21 protein-coding genes are annotated in these 17575 nt (G+C 70.8%); 4 read left to right on the forward strand and 17 right to left on the reverse strand.

The genetic code is table 11. The features are described 5' to 3' along the window. Positions 1-155: 155 nt before the first annotated feature. The 4 genes from G6038_RS02185 to zwf form a co-directional block, all read right to left on the reverse strand. Positions 156-1322 carry an ROK family transcriptional regulator gene (locus G6038_RS02185; protein ID WP_165035705.1) on the reverse strand — a complete coding sequence of 389 codons (1167 nt, stop codon included), beginning with the start codon at positions 1320-1322 and terminating at the stop codon, positions 156-158. 179 nt (positions 1323-1501) lie between these two features. Then, complete coding sequence (gene eda / locus G6038_RS02190; RefSeq protein WP_165035706.1) at positions 1502-2125, reverse strand: bifunctional 4-hydroxy-2-oxoglutarate aldolase/2-dehydro-3-deoxy-phosphogluconate aldolase; 624 nt, start codon at positions 2123-2125, stop codon at positions 1502-1504. A gap of 12 nt (positions 2126-2137) precedes the next feature. After that, positions 2138-3970, reverse strand: coding sequence for a phosphogluconate dehydratase (gene edd / locus G6038_RS02195; RefSeq protein ID WP_165035707.1), 1833 nt, complete (start codon positions 3968-3970; stop codon positions 2138-2140). After that, entirely contained in the window at positions 3967-5430 is a 1464-nt protein-coding gene (zwf, locus tag G6038_RS02200; RefSeq protein ID WP_165035708.1) for a glucose-6-phosphate dehydrogenase, read from the reverse strand. Before zwf ends, edd begins: the two co-directional genes overlap by 4 nt. A gap of 168 nt (positions 5431-5598) precedes the next feature. Here zwf and G6038_RS02205 point away from each other — a divergent pair, with 168 nt between their 5' ends. Further along, positions 5599-6783 carry an ROK family protein gene (locus G6038_RS02205; RefSeq protein WP_165035709.1) on the forward strand — a complete coding sequence of 395 codons (1185 nt, stop codon included), beginning with the start codon at positions 5599-5601 and terminating at the stop codon, positions 6781-6783. A 5-nt stretch (positions 6784-6788) separates the two neighbouring features. On the opposite strand, the gene G6038_RS02210 is transcribed toward G6038_RS02205, so the two are convergent. After that, complete coding sequence (locus G6038_RS02210; protein WP_165035710.1) at positions 6789-7964, reverse strand: ATP-binding protein; 1176 nt, start codon at positions 7962-7964, stop codon at positions 6789-6791. 171 nt (positions 7965-8135) lie between these two features. Here G6038_RS02210 and G6038_RS02215 point away from each other — a divergent pair, with 171 nt between their 5' ends. Next, positions 8136-8750, forward strand: a complete 615-nt coding sequence (locus G6038_RS02215) for a TetR family transcriptional regulator (protein ID WP_165035711.1) — start codon at positions 8136-8138, stop codon at positions 8748-8750. Beyond that, positions 8747-10375: an MDR family MFS transporter gene (locus G6038_RS02220; protein WP_165035712.1), complete on the forward strand. Its 1629-nt coding sequence runs from the start codon at positions 8747-8749 to the stop codon at positions 10373-10375. The genes G6038_RS02215 and G6038_RS02220 overlap by 4 nt, the downstream gene beginning before the upstream one ends. Here the strand turns inward: G6038_RS02220 and G6038_RS31775 are convergent. From G6038_RS31775 to G6038_RS02240, 4 genes are all read right to left on the reverse strand, one after another. Beyond that, positions 10299-10691 carry a sigma factor-like helix-turn-helix DNA-binding protein gene (locus G6038_RS31775; protein ID WP_276613793.1) on the reverse strand — a complete coding sequence of 131 codons (393 nt, stop codon included), beginning with the start codon at positions 10689-10691 and terminating at the stop codon, positions 10299-10301. The two genes, G6038_RS02220 and G6038_RS31775, sit on opposite strands and share 77 nt — an antisense overlap. 187 nt (positions 10692-10878) lie before the next feature. Continuing rightward, positions 10879-11460, reverse strand: a complete 582-nt coding sequence (locus G6038_RS02230) for an AAA family ATPase (protein ID WP_165035714.1) — start codon at positions 11458-11460, stop codon at positions 10879-10881. Between the two features lie 369 nt (positions 11461-11829). After that, positions 11830-12351: a DUF1992 domain-containing protein gene (locus tag G6038_RS02235; RefSeq protein ID WP_165035715.1), complete on the reverse strand. Its 522-nt coding sequence runs from the start codon at positions 12349-12351 to the stop codon at positions 11830-11832. A 32-nt stretch (positions 12352-12383) separates the two neighbouring features. Continuing rightward, on the reverse strand, positions 12384-12554 hold the full coding sequence (locus G6038_RS02240; protein ID WP_165035716.1) for a hypothetical protein: 171 nt from the start codon (positions 12552-12554) through the stop codon (positions 12384-12386). A 26-nt stretch (positions 12555-12580) separates the two neighbouring features. Here G6038_RS02240 and G6038_RS02245 point away from each other — a divergent pair, with 26 nt between their 5' ends. Next, positions 12581-13102, forward strand: a complete 522-nt coding sequence (locus G6038_RS02245; RefSeq protein WP_165035717.1) for a CGNR zinc finger domain-containing protein — start codon at positions 12581-12583, stop codon at positions 13100-13102. 10 nt (positions 13103-13112) lie between these two features. Here G6038_RS02245 and G6038_RS02250 read toward each other — a convergent pair whose 3' ends face one another. The 8 genes from G6038_RS02250 to G6038_RS02285 all read right to left on the reverse strand — a co-directional run bounded on the left by G6038_RS02250 (position 13113) and on the right by G6038_RS02285 (position 17572). Further along, positions 13113-13895 (reverse strand): putative protein N(5)-glutamine methyltransferase, encoded by a 783-nt coding sequence (locus tag G6038_RS02250; RefSeq protein ID WP_165035718.1) that lies wholly within the window; start codon positions 13893-13895, stop codon positions 13113-13115. Positions 13896-13912: 17 nt separating this feature from the next. Further along, the gene (locus tag G6038_RS02255) at positions 13913-14203 is read right to left on the reverse strand and encodes a GNAT family N-acetyltransferase (protein WP_165035719.1); all 291 of its coding nucleotides are present in this window, start codon (positions 14201-14203) and stop codon (positions 13913-13915) included. Positions 14204-14220: 17 nt separating this feature from the next. Further along, a complete protein-coding gene (locus G6038_RS02260) occupies positions 14221-14682 on the reverse strand; it encodes a MarR family transcriptional regulator (protein WP_165035720.1) in 462 nt (153 codons plus the stop codon). A 45-nt stretch (positions 14683-14727) separates the two neighbouring features. After that, the gene (locus G6038_RS02265; protein WP_165035721.1) at positions 14728-15192 is read right to left on the reverse strand and encodes a carboxymuconolactone decarboxylase family protein; all 465 of its coding nucleotides are present in this window, start codon (positions 15190-15192) and stop codon (positions 14728-14730) included. Then, a complete protein-coding gene (gene bfr, locus G6038_RS02270) occupies positions 15189-15665 on the reverse strand; it encodes a bacterioferritin (RefSeq protein ID WP_165035722.1) in 477 nt (158 codons plus the stop codon). Before bfr ends, G6038_RS02265 begins: the two co-directional genes overlap by 4 nt. A 45-nt stretch (positions 15666-15710) precedes the next feature. After that, entirely contained in the window at positions 15711-15908 is a 198-nt protein-coding gene (locus G6038_RS02275) for a (2Fe-2S)-binding protein (RefSeq protein WP_003938724.1), read from the reverse strand. Between the two features lie 195 nt (positions 15909-16103). Next, the gene (locus tag G6038_RS02280; RefSeq protein WP_165035723.1) at positions 16104-16859 is read right to left on the reverse strand and encodes an AIM24 family protein; all 756 of its coding nucleotides are present in this window, start codon (positions 16857-16859) and stop codon (positions 16104-16106) included. Then, positions 16856-17572: an AIM24 family protein gene (locus G6038_RS02285; protein WP_206024179.1), complete on the reverse strand. Its 717-nt coding sequence runs from the start codon at positions 17570-17572 to the stop codon at positions 16856-16858. The genes G6038_RS02280 and G6038_RS02285 overlap by 4 nt, the downstream gene beginning before the upstream one ends. Between the last annotated feature and the right edge of the window lie 3 nt (positions 17573-17575).

A 17575-nucleotide genomic window follows, 5' to 3' on the forward strand; every position in this document is an offset into this window, starting at 1 on the left:
GCGGCGGTCACGCGGACTGTGTGCTGGACCACAGTAGGACGAAGCGGCGTCAGTCGTCAAGAAATGAATGAAAAGAATGTTCCGAGACGCTATCTATGTTCGAATCTGAACCTAGCTGTGGACGTGAATCGGCGACGAAGCCTCGAATATGATCTTCAGCGGGGGCTGGCCGCCCGCAGTCCCAGCGCGACCGCCCCGAGCACCTGGGCCCGGGCCCCGAGCGCCGCCGTCCGTACCTGTACGGTGCGCGCGGCGCTGGGCACCGCATACCGCTCGATCGCGCGACGGAGGGGCTCGAGCAGCAGCTCTCCCGCCAGGGCGAGTTCGCCGCCGATCAGGAGCAGCTGCGGATTGAGCAGGTTGCACAGGCTCGCCGCCGCGACCCCGACGTGGCGACCGGTGTCCGCGAGCACCCGGGCGCACCCGGCGTCGCCGGCCTCGGCGAGGGCCACCACGTCCGCGATCGTCAGGCCGGGCCCCCGGCTCGGCTCGAGCAGCCCGATCACCACGTGCGAGGCCACCATCGTCTCGAGGCAGCCGCGGTTGCCGCACCGGCACACCTGGCCGAACTCGTCGAGGGAGGTGTGGCCGATCTCGCCGGCCGTGCCGGCGCGGCCCCGGTACAGCCGCCCGTCCAGCACCAGTCCGGCGCCGACGCCGTCGGACAGCTTGATGTAGGCCAGGTCGTCGACGCCGCGCCCGGCACCCCAGATGTGCTCGGCCAGCGCACCGAGATTGGCGTCGTTGTCGACATGGACGGGAAGCGCGAGCCGCTCGGCGGCCAGTGCGGCCGGGTCGACGCCCACCCAGCCCGGCAGGATCGACGGCCCGCCGATCCGGTGCGTGGCGGATTCGACCGGTGCGGGCAGGCCCATGCCGACGGCCGCGACGGCGTCGCGGCCGCAGCCGAGTTCGACGAGGGCGTCGTCGAGAAGTGCTTCGGCCCTTGTTATCCCGTCCTCGGCGCGATGTCCGGTCGCCAGCTCGACCCGCTTCTCGGCGAGGATCTCGTGCGACAGGTCGGCGACGGCGACGGTGAGATGCCGGTGCCCGAAGTCGATTCCGACCGCCAGGCCCGCCGACCGGGTGAGCTTCACGGCCCGCCCTCGCTGGCCTGGGCGCTCGGCCGCCGCCACCTCCACCAGGCCGCTGGTGGTCAGTTCCCGCACCAGGTTCGACACCGTGGCCGGGGCCAGACCGGTGCGCCGGGCGATCTCCGCCTGGGTGAGTTCGCCGCCGGACTGCAGAACCCGAACCACCCGTTGCTGATTGGCCGAACGCAGCGACGACTGCGAGCCGGGGTGGTCGGTGTCCTCACGCATCCGCCCAGGGTACCGTCCCGCAGCCATCCGCTCGTCCCGGCCGGCGCGGAAGATCCGCGACCGGCCCGGTCGGACGTGCGCGGCACGACGGTCGCGGCTGACGGCGAAACGCGCGGATCCAGGGACGTCGAGGGCTCGCCCCCGTCGTGTCCGAGTAGGACGGGGGCGAGCCGGTCCGCCTACGCCTCGGCCAGGCGCAGTTTCGTGGTCACCTGCGCGAGGCGGGTGATCCGGGCCCAGTCCCGGGTCTGCACCGCATCGGCGGGGGTGAGCCACGAGCCCCCCACGCAGCCGACGTTGGGCAGCGCGAGGTAGTCGGGGGCGGTCGCGACCGAGATCCCGCCGGTGGGGCAGAACCGGGCCGCGGGCACGGGGGAGTGGACGGACGCGAGGAACCGGGTGCCCCCCGCGGCCTCCGCGGGAAAGAACTTCATCTCGCGGTAGCCGCGTTCGAGGAGCAGCAGCACCTCCGAGACGGTCGCGGCACCCGGCAGGTGCGGCAGTCCCGTGTCGGTCATGGCCTTCAGCAGCGACTCCGTCGCGCCCGGCGACACCAGGAAGCGCGCGCCGGCCGCCGCGGCCTGCGCGGCCTGGCCGGGTTCGACGATCGTGCCGGCACCGACGGTGATCTCGGGAACCTCGGCGGCGATCCGCTCGATCGCCTCGAGGGCGCACGCGGTGCGCAGGGTCAGCTCGATCATCGGCACGCCGCCGTCGACGAGGGCCCGGGCGATCGGGACCGCGTCCGCGGCATCGTCGATCACGACGACGGGAACGACAGGGGTCACGTCCAGCAGGCTCATCGGGGGTCTCCTTCACGCGGGGTTGGGTTGGAAGACGCTGGCGCCGAGGGTGGCCGGGCCCACGGCGGCCCGCAGGCCCGCGAACAGTTCCCGGCCCGTGCCCGTCCAGGCGTCGTCGGTGGGGGCGTGGCCGGTCGCCACGCGGTCGGCGAGCGTGACGTCGGACAGGTGCACGCACAGCGAGCCGGCGACGGCGTCGACGGTGATCAGGTCGCCGTCGCGGACGCGGGCGAGCGGGCCGCCGGCCGCGGCCTCGGGCGTGACGTGGATGGCGGCGGGAACCTTGCCGGACGCGCCCGACATCCGGCCGTCGGTCACCAGCGCGACCCGGCGCCCGCGGTCCTGCAGCACCCCCAGCGCGGGGGTGAGCTTGTGCAGCTCCGGCATTCCGTTCGCGCGCGGGCCCTGGTAGCGCAGCACCGCCACGATGTCGCGGTCGAGTTCGCCCGCCTCGAACGCCGTGAGGAAGTCGGCCTGGTCGTCGAACACCCGGGCCGGCGCGGTGACGATGTGGTGCTCCGGGGCGACCGCGGACACCTTGAGCACGGCCTCGCCGAGATTGCCGTCGAGCACCTTGAGCCCGCCGTCGACGGCGAACGGGTCCACGACGCCGCGCAGGACGGTGCGGTCCAGGCTCTCGGACGGTCCGGCCTCCCACTGCAGCGCCCCGTCGCGCAGCCGCGGCTCCTGCGTGTACCGATGCAGCCCGGGGCCGGCGACGGTGGTGACGTCGTCGTGCAGCAGGCCCGCCGAGAGCAGCTCCGCGACGACGACACCGAGCCCGCCGGCGGCGTGGAAGTGGTTCACGTCGGCCGCGCCGTTGGGGTAGATCCGGGCGAGCAGCGGCACGACGGCCGACAGGTCCGCCAGGTCGCGCCACGTGAGCGTGATGCCCGCGGCCCGCGCGATCGCCACGAGGTGCATCGTGTGATTGGTGGAGCCGCCGGTGGCGAGCAGCGCGACGCAGCCGTTGACGACGGCCCGCTCGTCGACGACCTCACCGACCGGGGTGAAGTCGGAGCCGAGCGCGGTGAGGCCGGTGATGCGGCGCGCGGCCTCGTCGGTGAGCGCGTCCCGCAGCTCGGTGCCGGGGTTGACGAAGCTCGCGCCGGGCAGGTGCAGGCCCATCACCTCCATCAGCAGCTGATTGGAGTTGGCGGTGCCGAAGAAGGTGCACGTGCCGGCACCGTGATAGGACGCGGCCTCGGCCTCGAGCAGGTCTTCGCGTCGGGCCCGGCCCTCCGCGTAGAGCTGCCGCACCCGGGCCTTCTCGCCGTTGGGCAGCCCCGACGTCATCGGCCCGGCCGGGACGAACACCGTCGGCAGGTGCCCGAAGCCCAGGGCGCCGATCAGCATGCCGGGGACGATCTTGTCGCAGACCCCGAGCATGAGCGCGCCGTCGAACATGTCGTGCGACAACGCGATAGCGGTGGACATCGCGATGACGTCGCGGCTGAACAGCGACAGCTGCATGCCGTCGCGGCCCTGGGTGATGCCGTCGCACATGGCCGGGACGCCGCCGGCGAACTGTGCGATGCCGCCCGCCTCGAGGACCGCGGCCTTCAGCCGTGCCGGGTACTCCTCGAAGGGCCGGTGTGCGGAGAGCATGTCGTTGTAGGACGAGACGATCGCGATGTTCGGCTTCACCAGCCCGCGCAGCGCGGACTTGTCGGCGGGCTCGGCCGCGGCGAATCCGTGGGCCAGGTTGGCGCACGCGAGGCGCCCGCGGGCGGGGCCCTTGTCGGCGGCGGCGCGCAGCCGCTCGAGGTAGGCGGCACGCTCGGCCCGGCTGCGCCGGACGATGCGGTCGGTGACCCGGGCGAGAACGGGATGGACGTGGCTCATGAGGAAGGTCCTTCGTACCAGGCGCGGCCGTCGCGCTCGATGAGGGTGATCGCGTCGGTGGGGCCGGACGTACCCGCCGGGTAGCGGCGCGGCACCCGGCCGGTGCGGTCCCAGGTCTGCAGGATCGGCTCGACCCACGCCCACGCGGTCTCCACCTCGTCGCGGCGCATGAACAGGGTCGGGTCACCCCGCACCACGTCCATCAGCAGCCGCTCGTACGCGTCGGGGGACGGACGGTCGAACGCGTCCACGTAGTTCAGATCCAGCGACACCGGGCGCAGGCGGATCCCGCCGGGCCCGGGCTCCTTGGCGGTCATGTGCAGGCAGATGCCCTCGTCGGGCTGCAGCCGGATCACCAGGCGATTGGGTTCGGTGGCGCCCTCGGCACGGGGGAACATCGGGTGCGGAACGTCCTTGAACTGCACCACGATCTCGGAACTGCGCTTCTCGAGGCGCTTGCCGGTGCGCAGGTAGAACGGCACGCCGGCCCAGCGCCAGTTGCGCACCTCCGCGCGCACCGCGACGAAGGTCTCGGTGCGGCTGTCCGGGATCTCCACCTCGTCGCGATACCCGGGCACGGCACCGCCGTCGACCAGTCCGGGTCCGTATTGCCCGGTGACGGTGAATCTTTCGACGTCGTCGGGCGTCATCGGCCGCAGTGCCTGCAGCACCTTGAGTTTCTCGTCGCGCACGGTCTCGCGATCGACGACCGTCGGCGGTTCCATCGCCACCAGGCACAGCACCTGCAGCAGGTGGTTCTGCAGCATGTCGCGCAGGGCCCCGGAGGTGTCGTAGTAGCCGCCGCGGGTACCCACGCCGAGGGATTCGGAGACGGTGATCTGCACGTGGTCGATCCACGTCGAGTTCCACAGCGGCTCGAGCAGGGTGTTGGCGAACCGGGTGACGAGCAGGTTCTGGACGCTCTCCTTGCCGAGGTAGTGGTCGATGCGGAAGATCTGCGACTCGTCGAACACCTCGCCGACCGCGTCGTTGATCGCGCGGGCGGACGCGAGGTCGCGGCCGATGGGCTTCTCGAGCACCACCCGCGACGTCGGCTCGACGAGGCCGTGCCGGTCGAGGTGATGGGAGATCGGCCCGAACAGCGAAGGGGCGCAAGCGAGGTAGTACACGCGCACGGAGTCCGGGGCCAGGACGTCGCGGAGGGAGGACCAATCGTCCCCGCCTGCGAAGTCGACGCTCACGTAGTCGAGGCGGTCCAGGAACCGGGTGAGGGTGCCGGAGTCCAGCAGGTGGGCGGGCACGAAGCGCGCGAGCTCCCCGCGGACCTTGTCGCGGTAGCCGTCGGTGTCGAGGCCGGCGCGCGCGGCGCCGACGATCCGGCTGCCGGGCGGCAACTGGCCGTCGTGATCGCGCAGGTAGAGGGCGGGCAGGAGCTTACGGACGGCGAGGTCGCCGGTGCCGCCGAAGACGACGACGGTACAGGGGGCGGCGGGTGACATGGCTTGTCCTCCCGAATGAGGGGGTGAGGGCTGTCACTGGCAACCGTAGAGCATCTTTGGCACTGAAACAACAAACTTACGCATTTCTAAGAACAAAGTCCGGCCCGGTGCAGCATGCCCCGGCTGCGCGAGGCGCTCTCGGGTGCGGTTCCTTGGTTCAATGGCGGTATGAGCCGATCCTCCAGCGCGCCTGCCACCGCGGGCGAGGTCTTCGCCCTCGTCCGCGCCGGCGCCGCGACCACCCGAAGCGAGATCGGGCACCACACCGGGCTCTCCCGCACCGCCGTCGCCGCCCGGGTCGCGGCACTCCAGGACCTCGGCCTCGTCGTCGAAACGGAGGAAGGACCCTCCACCGGTGGGCGTCCCCCGCTCACCCTCACCTTCGGGGCCGGCGCGGGCATCGTGCTCGTCGTCGCGATCGGCCGCAGCCGCACCCAGCTCGCCGTCTGCGATCTCGCCGGGGAACTGCTCCGGACCGAGGACCTCGAGCAGGAGATCGGGGCGAGCCCGGGCGAGCTGATGCCGAAGATCGCCGCGCACCTCGCCGACCTGCGCGACGCGCTCGGTCCCGGCGCGCCCCGCACCGTCGGCATCGGGGTGAGCCTGCCGGGCACGGTGGACACGGTCCGCGGCTGCAGCCTCGACTCGCCGATGATGGCCGGCTGGGACGGTGTCGAGTTGCAGCCCTTCCTCGCCGGCCTCGGTGGCGCGCCGGTCTTCGTCGACAACGACGCGAATGTCATGGTGCTCGCCGAAAGGCGCGGCGAACGAGGAAAATTCGACGACATGCTGCTCATCAAGGCGTCCACGGGCCTCGGCGCGGGCATCGTGTCGGGCGGTGTGCTGCAGCGCGGGGCGGTGGGCGCGGCCGGCGAGATCGGGCACACCAAGACCGCTGCGGCGCAGGGCGTCCTGTGCCGCTGCGGCGACGTCGGCTGCGTCGAGGCGATCGCCGGGGGCTGGGCCCTGGTCCGCGACCTGCAGGAACAGGGCCGGGACGTGACCCACGTCCGCGACGTCGTGGCTCTCGCCGTCGGCGGGGATGCGGAGGCGCGCCGCATGATCCGGGACAGCGGCCGGCGGATCGGCGAGGTGATCGCCGGTGCCGTCAACCTCCTCGACCCGGCGGTGCTCGTCGTAGGCGGCGACATGGCCGAGGCCTACGACGTCTTCGTCGCCGGACTGCGCGAAACCCTCTATCGCGATGCGGTGTCCGTGGCCACCCGCGCCCTGCAGATCCTGCCCTGGTCGCACGGCGATCGCTCCGGGATGATCGGCTGCGCCTCCATGGCTCTCGACCAGGTGCTCAGCGTGCGCGCCGTGGACCGGATGGTGGCCGAGCGGGGCCGCTGATCCGGCTACTCCGCCGGTTGACGGCGGATGAAGTCGGCCATACCCGGGACGGTGAAGGCGATGCGACCGTGCTCCGGTGCCCAGATCAGGCCCTTGCGGATGGCCGAGTTGCGGACGTCGCTGACGCCGGTGGCGGTCGAGCCCATCAGCTGGGCGACCTTCCCGGACCGCGGTGTCTCCTCGCCGGTGGCGGCGAGCGCGGTGAGGTAACGGCGCTCGCGGTCGGTCGCCCGGTTCCAGCGCGACGGGAAGAATCCCTCGTCGAGGTGCCGCCGGCCCACCTCGACGGCAAGTTCGGCATCCTCGAGCTGAAAGGGGCTGTGCGGAGCGATGTTCCAGATCGCCTTCCCGTACTCCTGGAGGAAGTACGGATAACCGCCGCTGGCCTGGACGAGCACGGCGAGCGCGTCGTCGGTGAAGTCCCCGCCCTGGCGGCGTACCGGGATCCGCAGGGCGTCGGCTGCGGCCGTCGGGGTGAGGGGGCCGATGGTGCTGTAGAGGAACTGTCGCTCCGCGTAGGAGCGGTTGCCGGCCAGCACCGCGGGAAGATTGGGTAGTCCGGCGCCGATGAGGAAGAACGGCCATTCGCGCTGGCTCGCCCGGTGCTGGACGGCGAGCAGCGCCGACAGCAGATCGGAGTCGAGGTCCTGCATCTCGTCGATGAACAATCCGAATGCGCTGGATCTCGGCCGCAGTTCGGCGGTGATCGCTTCGACGAGTTCCTCGAGGTCGAGATCGATGTCGCCGCTGGCCGCCGGACGCTGGTCGAGGGAGAAGCTTGCGGTCGCCGGGCCGAGGCCGAGGCCGAGGGAGAAGCCGCGGGCGAGGTCGATGAGCGGGTCGATCGCGTGCTGGATCCGGTGCTTGCGGCTGTAGCGGCGCAGTCCGACCGTCAGTTCCTGGGAGAGCTTGGCGCGGACCGCGGTGGTGCCGGCCTCGCTGGGGCGGGCCTCGATGGCGATGGTGAGCCATCCCTGCCGGTCGGCGTGCTCGACGAGGGTGTTGAGCAGGGTCGTCTTCCCGACTCCGCGCAGTCCCGACAGGATCAGGCCACGGTCGTAGTTCTGCCGTTTGCTGCGGGCGACCAGGAGTTCGAACGCCCCGATCTGCTCGTCGCGTCCTTCGAGCGCCGGCGGCCGGAGTCCGGAGCCGGGCTTGAACGGATTGAGCTCGAGGTCCATGTGACGAGTATAGAGACTTATGGGGATCTATCTGAACTTCTCCATAACTGACCATAACGTCCCATAGCCGCCCGCACGTCCTAGACCTCTTTGCACTCTCGGAATGATGGTGCAATCATGCACTCTATGGATGAAAGTGCAACAACTCCGTCCGGGCGGCGGAACCGCCGGATGGAGCGCACCCGGGCCGCGCTCGTCGGCGAGGCGCGCGCGCTGACCGCCCGTCATGGTCTGGCCGGGTTCACCGTGGAGGAACTCTGTGAGCGGGTGGAGATCTCCCGGCGCACCTTCTTCAACTACTTCCCGTCCAAGGAGGACGCGGTCCTCGGCGAGCCCCCGCTCAGCCTGACCTCCGAGGAGGAGGACGCCTTCGTGGCCGCCGGGCGGCACGACGGGGACGGCATCTCCCCCACGCTGCTCCAGGACCTCGTCGCGGTGATCCTCGCCCAGATCGGGCGCACCGACTTCACCCGCGAGCACGCGAAGCAGTACCACGACATCATCCACCGCGAGCCGCAGCTGCTGCCCCGCATCCTGCACAACGGCGAGGCCCAGCTCCGGCGGTTCGCCGAGGTCGTCGCCCGGAGAGAGAACCTGCCTCCCGACGATCCGCTGCCGCGGACCGTCGTCTACGCGCTCGCCGACATCACCCGGCACACCGCCGACGAGTTCTTCGGCGACGACACCGATCGCCCCTTCGCGGAGCTGCTGCTCCGCAACCTCGACATCGTCCGGCGACTGTTCGGGCAGCGACTCGACCCCATCGAAACGGCAGGAAACCCGTGACCGCAACGTCGTCCCGTCCCGCGGCACCACCGTTGGTGCTCACGCAGCGCCGGATCTGGCTCATCTTCTCCGCGCTGATCGCCGGCATGCTGCTGTCGAGCCTCGACCAGACCATCGTCTCCACCGCGATGCCGACCATCGTCGGGCAGCTCGGCGGCGTCGAACACCAGGCCTGGATCACCACCGCGTACCTGCTGGCGACCACCATCGTGATGCCGATCTACGGAAAGTTCGGCGACGTGTTCGGCCGCCGCACCCTCTTCCTCGTCGCCATCGCGGTGTTCACCCTCGCCTCCGCCGGCTGTGCCTTCGCCACCGACTTCTGGTGGTTCGTGATCTTCCGTGCGATGCAGGGACTCGGCGGCGGCGGCCTGATGATCCTCTCCCAGGCCATCATCGCCGACATCGTCCCGGCCGACCAGCGTGGCAAGTACCTGGGCCCGCTCGGTGCGGTCTTCGGTGTGGCCGCCGTCGCCGGCCCCCTGCTCGGCGGCTTCTTCGTCGACTACCTGACCTGGCACTGGGCCTTCTACATCAACCTGCCCGTCGGCGTGCTCGCCTTCGCGATCGCCTGGTTCACCCTCACGCTGCCCACGAAGCGACCCGAGAAGAAGGTCGACTTCCTCGGCGTGCTCACCCTCTCGGCCGCCACCACGTGCCTGATCCTGTTCACGGACTTCGGGGGCGACCGGGGCTGGACCGATCCGCTGACCCTCGCGCTCGCCGTCGGAGTGCTCGTCGCGGCAAGCCTTTTCGTCCTCGTCGAGTCCCGCGCCGAGGATCCGATCATCCCGCTGTCGCTGTTCCGCAACCCGATCTTCGTCAACGCCACCGCGATCGGCTTCACCGTGGGCCTCGGCATGTTCGCGGCACTGGCCTTCATGCCGACGTTCCTGCAGATGTCGTCCGGAACCTCGGCCGCGGTCTCCGGTCTGCTGATGATCCCGATGATGGCCGGCCTGATGGCCACCTCGATCGCCTCCGGCATCGCGATCACGAAAACCGGTCACTACAAGGCGTATCCCATCGCCGGTGCCCTCGTCACGGCCGCCGCGATGTTGTGGCTGACCACCCTCGAAGGCAGCACGCCACTGTGGCTGATCTGCACGATGCTGTTCACCCTCGGCTTCGGCCTGGGTCTGATCATGCAGGTGGTCGTTCTCGTGGTGCAGAACGCCGTGCCGCCCACCGAGATCGGGACCGCGACCAGCACCAACAACTACTTCCGGGAGGTGGGCGCGTCCCTCGGCGTGGCGGTCTTCGGCACGATCTTCACCAACCGGCTGGCCGAGCAGCTCACCGCCGTGTTCACCGGAGCCGGGGCCTCCCCGGAGCAGGCCGGCCAGGCGACCGCGACGCTCGATCCCGCGGCCCTGAGCCAGCTGCCGGACTCCGTGCGCACCGGTGTGGTCGACGCCTACGCCGACTCCCTCGCCCCGGTGTTCTGGTACCTGATCCCGTTCCTGTTGGCGGCCTTCGTCATCGCGTGCTTCCTGCGGCAGATCCCGCTGTCGCACGAGGCGGGCATGGTCGCCCGCGGTGAGGCGGTCACGGAGGAACAGCTGACGCACGCGGCAGGCGCGCACCCGCACCCCGCCGAGGCCGGGAGTCGCCCGGTCCCGTGACGGCGTCCATACGCGCGGGGTCGGCCAGCGCCGCCCGAAGGCGGGACAACGCGCGATGCTGACCCACACGGACGGCCCCGGGCGTCGTCCGCAGGACGGCGGCGGACTCCTCCACCGACAACCCCTCGACCACCCGCAGGCGCAGGATTTCGCGTTGCCTGCGGGTGAGCGTCGAGAGCAGCGCGTCGACGTGCTGCCGCCCGCAGCGCCGCAGCACGCGCAACTCCGGACCGTCCCTCTCGCACACGGCGTCCGGCTGATTCCCGCGTGCGGCCGCGGCGGCGGCGGTGTCGAGGTCCTGGGTGGGAGCTGTCATCGAGTCGTGCCTTCCTTGCTGTGGCATGACGCATCGCGTCCGTTCACGCACCCACACAACCGGACGACCCTCGGGCGTCCATGGGAGTGAGCCGTGGATCTGCTGGGAAGTGCGCCCTCGGTGAACCCGGCATGCGTCGGGGACACCGGTCACCGAGGTGTCGATGTCGTTGCGCTCCGGGAGATCGTCACTGCGCGCACGGGGATCCGCTGCCGGGTGCGCAGCGGTCCGTCCCGTCCTGTGTCAGCACGCCGAACACCCGGCTCTTCGCATCGTCGCGAGTGGTGACGACGACGTGGTCCCACGGACTCCCGGCCGTGGCGTCGTCCTCGCGGGTGAGGTGCGGTCGCAGAGCCGTCCATCGATGCCAGTGCCGCGCGAACGACGACTCGTTCACCACGCGCCCGCGAGCGTGCTGTCCGGCCCGCGCGACCTCGCGGGGCACGTCGAGGAAGACCAGCACCGGCGTCCAGCCTCGTCGCCGCGCCAGGCGGGCCGTCCAGTCGCGTCGGCGCCTGCGCGTGGCGGTGTCGTGAACGGCCACAGGCCCTTCGCTCCGGTGCGGTCCGGCCAGGAGGGTGCGCACCACGTCGAGGGTGTGCATGAGATGGACCAGTGGCCGATACCAGCGATACGGCAGGCCCGGCGGAAGCGCGGCCGCGAGACGTTCGGCCCGGCGCTCCGGATCGAGAACGGTCAGACCCGGGATGTCGTGCTCGATCCGGCGAAGCAGGGTGCTCTTACCCGCTCCGGGAACGCCACCGGCCATCAGGAAGACGGCACCGGTGTCGCGCCCGGACGGATGTCCCGGGTGGGGGACCCTCGGAGCTGAGGTGGTTATGACGATTCCTTTCCCTGCGGGCAGGCTCGTGATCGGTGCTGCCGTGTCTTCAGGATGCCGGCAGGGACTGGGCCGACGCTGAGTCCTTCCTGAGGTCCGGCTGTGAAACCGGGCCGCACCTCGCGGCCCGGCTCTCGCGCCTCGGCCGGTCAACTGTCACGCAGCTCAGCGAGTGCAGCGGCCGGGGCGGGGATCGGTACCCGCGACACGAATCGACAGGCGCACCGACGATGGCTGTCGCGTGTGGCTGCGAAGTGCGCGGCTGTGCGGCGCCGAGGACGCGTCCCCGCAGCGTCGTCAGGTTTCCGCGGGCCGGATCCCCAGGACTCGGTGCCACCAGCGCCGGCGCGGCGGCTCGGGGGCGTACTCGCGCAGCACGGCGGCCGCTGCCGCGGCCCGCTCGGCGCGTTTCGACCGCAGCTCCGCCCGGTCCGCCGCCCACTGCCGGACGACCTCCTCCGGGTCGACCCTGTGGATGGGGACCAGGGGGCCGCTCGGTGCCCGCAGGCAGTCCACGATCCGCCGGTTCAGCTCCCGGACGATCTGCCGCACCGCCGGCTCGGAGGGCACGTCGAGCACGGTGCTGCGCAACCGCTCGATCTCCTTGCGCAGCTGCAGCGGGGGCGGCAGCAACGCCTCGGTCGACAGCCCTTCCCGGCGCAGATAGTCCTTCACCCACCACAGCTCGTCGTCGCTGCGATGCGGGATGGGTTTGCCGGCCCCGTCGAGGTTGTCGAAGTCGCCCCGCTCCTGCGCGACGCGGATCTGCCGTTCGATCCACGACTCGAAGGTGATGTCCGGCCGCTTGCGCTCGGTCATGGAGGCGATTGTCCTCCGCGGGGCGCCGGGTTTCACGGTCGCCGGGGGACCGGGACCGTCGCCGACACGCCGATCGGATCGGCGACGAGGGCCGTCGCGACCATGCGCCAGCGGCCGCACGCGCAGCGCTGGTAGTGCACCACGCCTTCGCTCGTCGGGTGGCGGGAGACCTCGGTCCAGTGGTGGCGGTGGGACGTCTGCATGCCCCCCAGTGTGATGTAATGGCATTGTGCATCTCAACCCTTACGGCGAGTATGCCGTGCGGCTCGCCGCGGATCTGGTGAACGACCCGCCCGTGACCGTCGACGCGCTGGTGCACCGCTGCGTCGAGGCGGGCCTGGTGATCGACTTCCCGGTCGGTGCCGACGACCTGCTCGGCGTCGGCGCGATGCTCGAACGCTGGTGTGCCGTCGTCGACGCGACCGGGGACGCCGAGCGCGCCGCGCTGGTCAACGAGATGCTCGCCGCCGCATCGGCGTATCCGCGCATGACGAACCACGCCGGCGACGGGTGGCACCTGCACTACCGGGACGATCAGCACTCGCTCGCCGGCGTGCTCGAGGCTCTGATCGCCGTCGGTACGGCCCTGCACCTGGTGGGCCGGGGCATGCGCCGCCTCGGCCGCTGCGCCCTCGACGAGTGCGACCACGTCTACGCGGACACCTCCCGCAACGGGCGGCAGCGGTACTGCTCGCCGCGGTGCGCAAACCGCGACGCCGTGCGCCGGCACCGGGCCGCGCACGTCGGGTGAGCCGGGACGATCAGCGCGGAGCGGTGCCGACGACGACGGTCGCGAACGCGTCGTCGCTGTGCACCACCCGCGGGATCAGCCCGTTCCGGGCGAAGCACTCGGCGATCCCGGCGGCCTGCCGCTCGCTCGACTCGACCAGCAGGTGCCCGCCCGGCGCCAGCCATCGCCCGGCCGCCGTGGCCACCCGCCGCAGCACGTCGAGGCCGTCGGCGCCCCCGTCGAGGGCGATGCGGGCCTCGTGGTCCCGGGCCTCGGCAGGCAGCAGCGTCAGGTCCGCGGTCGGTACGTACGGCACGTTCGCGAGCAGGAGGTGGACGCGCCCGCGCAGCACCTCGGGGAGCGGGTCGTAGAGGTCGCCCTCGTACACCCGGCCGCCGAGCGCGGCGACGTTGCGGCCCGCGCACCGCACCGCGGCGGGATCGAGGTCCGTCGCATGCAGTTCCACCCCGGCAACGGCCGTCGTCACCGCGGCACCCAGGGCCCCCGAGCCGCAGCACAGGTCGACGACGACGGCGCCGGGCAGGGCGAGAGCGACGGCGCGATCGACGAGGAACTCGCTGCGCCGGCGTGGGACGAACACCCGGGGGTCCAGAACGATGCGCAGGCCGTGGAACTCGGTCCAGCCGAGGACGTGCTCGAGCGGCTCGCCGGCGGCGCGCCGGTCCACCATGCCGGCGAGGTCGCCGGGCGTGCCGGCGGCCTCGACGAGCAGCCGCGCCTCCTCCTCCGCGAACACGCAACCCGCGCGCCGCAGGGTGGCCGCGACGGCGGAGGGATCCGGCGGGGTCGGCATGCGGCCGTGTCCCGGTCTCAGTCGGCGAGGTCCTTGTATTCGGGGTGCTTGTCGATGAAGCCGTCGACGAACGGGCAGATCGCCACCACCCGCTTGCCGCGGGCGCGCACGTCGTCGAGCGCGAACCGCACCAGCGTGCTCGACAGGCCCTGACCCGAATAGGCGGGGTCGACCTCGGTGTGGTCGAACACGAGTTGAACGTCGCCGTCGGGGTGGTACTGGGTGTAGCCGACGACGGTGTCGCCGTCGCGCAGTTCGTAGCGCTGGTGCTGCGGATTGTGGACGGCGATGACGGACGGGTCGCTCATGGCATTCCTCCGGCTGTTCAGGTGTTTTCGAGCAGGTGCGCGCGCATCGCGGTGTACGTGTCACCGAAGCGGGTCACGTCCTGCGGGCTGAGCAGATCGAACACGTAGGAGCGTACGGCCTCGACGTGTCCGGGACTGGCCTGGGCCAGCTTCGCAGCGCCGGCCGCGGTGAGTTCGGCCAGCATGCCGCGCTTGTCCTCGTCGCATTCGACGCGTTGCACCCAGCCGGCGTCGACGAGGCGGCTGATCGCGCGGGTGACGCCGCTGCGGGTCGTGACGACGGCGTCGGCGAGGGCGCGCATGCGCAGCCGCCGGCCGGGGGCCTCCGAGAGGGCGACCAGCAGTTCGTAGTCGGTGAGGGACATCCCGGAGTCGTGGGTGAGCTGCTTGTCCAGGGCGCTCATCAGCAGCCGGGTGCTGTCGAGGTAGGCGCGCCAGGTGCGCTGCTCGTCGTCGCTGAGCCACCGGGTCTTCGTCATCCGTCGAGAATAACCGGGTGGTTGCTCAGGAAATCAATTCGGCCGTCACTGTTGCGGGGGACGTACCGGGTGGCGGCTGACGATGGAGATCCGGTTGAACGCGTTCATCGCCACGGCAACCCACGCGATCGCGGAGAGCTCGTCCTCGGTGAGCCGGGCGCGCGCGAAGTCGTAGTCCCGGTCCTGCAGGTGACTGTCGGGCAGCGTGGTGATCGACTCGGCGAGGGCGAGTGCGGCCTGCTCCTGCTCGGTGTACAGGTCCGTTTCCCGCCAGGCCCGCAGCACCGCGAGCCGCTGGGTGGTCTCGCCCTCGCGCAGGGCGTCCCGGACGTGCACGTCCAGGCAGTAGGCGCAGCCGTTGATCTGGGAGACGCGTATGTTCACCAGCTCCACGAGCCGACGCTCGAGTCCGGCGTCGGCCGTGGCCTGGCGGATTGCTTTGGCAACCTCGATCTGTGCCCGGTACACCGGGCGGGTCTGCTTGTCGATCGGGATGCGCTGCTCGCTCACTCCGGCGGCGATACGTGCACGGAGATGTAGAGGGGTTCGCCGAGCTGCTCGAGCAGGCCCAGCTGGGTCTCCAGGTAGTCGATGTGCTCTTCCTCGTTCGCGAGGATCTCCTCGAAGATGCGGGCCGAGGTGATGTCGCTGACCGAGCGCATGTACTCGGAGCCCTTGCGGAGCCGGTCGCGGGCCTCGATCTCGACCTGCAGGTCGGCCTGGAACATTTCCTTGACCGTCTCGCCGAGCCGCAGCGTGCCGAGCCGCTGGTAGTTGGGCAGGCCCTCGAGGAACAGGATCCGGTCGGTGAGGGTTTCGGCGTGCCGCATCTCCTCGAAGGATTCGGCGCGGGTGTGCGCGGCGAGCTTCGTCCAGCCGTTGTTGTCCTGCATCTTCGAGTGCAGGAAATACTGGTTGATCGCCGTGAGCTCGGCAGTGAGCTGCTCGTTGAGGTACTCGATGACCTTCTTGTCGCCCTTCATGGCGCCTCCCGGGGACCGAACGCGGATCGACCGCCGGGTAGGGGTCTAGACGGCGGTCTCGAGTTCGATCCTCTCATCCCGGTCGCGGGATGCGCGAACGATCGCCGAGATATTTCGGACGCAACGTCCGCAGTCGGTGCCGGCGCGGCAGGCCGCGCCGATCTCGCGTGTGCAGCGTGCGCCGGCAGCGATGTGGGCCTCGATGTGCCGGTGCGAGAGAGCGTGGCAGCTGCAGACGATCATCGAGACCCTCCTGGACGTATTACTTAGGTTCACCAAACCTTACCTCAATGAGGTGTGGCTTACCTGTGATCGTAGTCACAATTCGTCCTCGGGCGCCCCGGGCAAGTGCCCAGTCCCGGCCCGGGGTGCCTCGAAATCGGTGCTGCCGGGTTCAGGGCTGCCGGGTTCAGGGCTGCCGGGTTCAGGGCTGCGGGTTCAATGCTGCTGGGTCTGCAACTGCGACGCCACCACCTGGTTGATCCGCTGCAGGCCGCCGGGGGTCAGACCGGGCAGCTGTCCCTCGATGGTCCGGACGATCGCGCTGTCGTCGATCACCTTCTCGCTGGACTGGACGAGCACGGTCCCGGCGCCCGTGAAGTCGAACTGCCGCTCCTCCCCGGACTGCACGCCGAACATGCGCGCCCCCGCCGCCACGAAGCCGTTGACCCACGCCTCGTCGTAGTGATGGCTCGGCGACGGGCAGTCCGCCCACCCGACGAGCGCCTCGGGATCGACCCGCAGCGGCGGCTCGGCGAACATCACGGGTCCGTTCGACGACGCGAGGAACTTGCCCGTGCCGATCAGCGTGAGGAAGCCCGGCACGATCGACTGGTTCAGCGACAGCCCGGGCTCGAACGCGAGCAGGTTCGCGGCCCGGATGGTGAGGTTGCCGTCGTCGAGGTCGTAGGAGTTGATGTCGTATCCACGGTCACCGAGGATCAGTTTCCCGTACCCCTCGGCGACGACGTAGTCGCCCATGTACAGCGGGGCCGAGAACTGGTGCGCCACCATCTGCAGCAGCTGCCCCTGCAGTCCGTGGGTGAGCGAGGTGAACTGCACCTGCCCGTAGTAGGCGATCATCGCGCCCTTGGACAGGAACCACGGGCTCTGCAGGTCGATGCAGAAGGCGTAGTGGTTGCCGGGCAGGTTGTCGCTGCCGACGAGGTGGGACGGGTTCAGGACGACGCTCACAGTTTCTCCTCCGAGGCTTGCACGTAGACGATGCCCTGACCGGTGCATTCGAGCTGGAGGCCCTCGCCGCCGCTGCGCCCCGCGGTGCGCCAGCTCATGGCGGACTTCAGTTCCGTCCGCACCGGTCCGTGGGCGGCGATGAAGGACTGCGGGTCGACGACGACCGGGGCCGGCCCGCCGACCTGCAGCTCGAGGAACCCACCGTGCCCGAGCAGCACCGCGGCCCCGCGCCCGGACAGCTGGGTGGTGAACATGCCGGTGCCGCTCACCATGCCGGTGGCGGCGCTGCGCAGCGCGCCCAGGAAGCCGCCACCGCCACCGCCGCCTCCGGCCGGGGGCGCCGACATCGACACCACCGAGCTCTGCAGGCTCGCGGTGTATCCCAGCAGCCGCGACGCCTCCACGCGCAGCTCGCCACCCGCGGACAGGTCCACCACGTGCACCTCGAGACCGCGGAAGCCGTAGTGCACCACGCCGTTGCCCTGCGCGAGCATCGTGCGTTCGTGCTCGCCCTGCATCATCCGTCCCGCCATCCCGGCGATCCCGCCCGTGCCCGGCATCCCACCGGCCCCGGGCACGTGGTGCGGAGCGAACTGCACCATGCCCGTGTAGAACAGCATCGCGCCCCGGCGGGCGACGACCGGCCCGGACTGGTTCAGATCGACCTTGACGACCTTGCCGTTGATCTTCGAGAACACCGCTGTCTCCGTCATCAC

This window comes from Rhodococcus sp. 14C212 (assembly GCF_011058195.1).
Classification (GTDB): Bacteria; Actinomycetota; Actinomycetes; order Mycobacteriales; family Mycobacteriaceae; genus Rhodococcus; species Rhodococcus aetherivorans.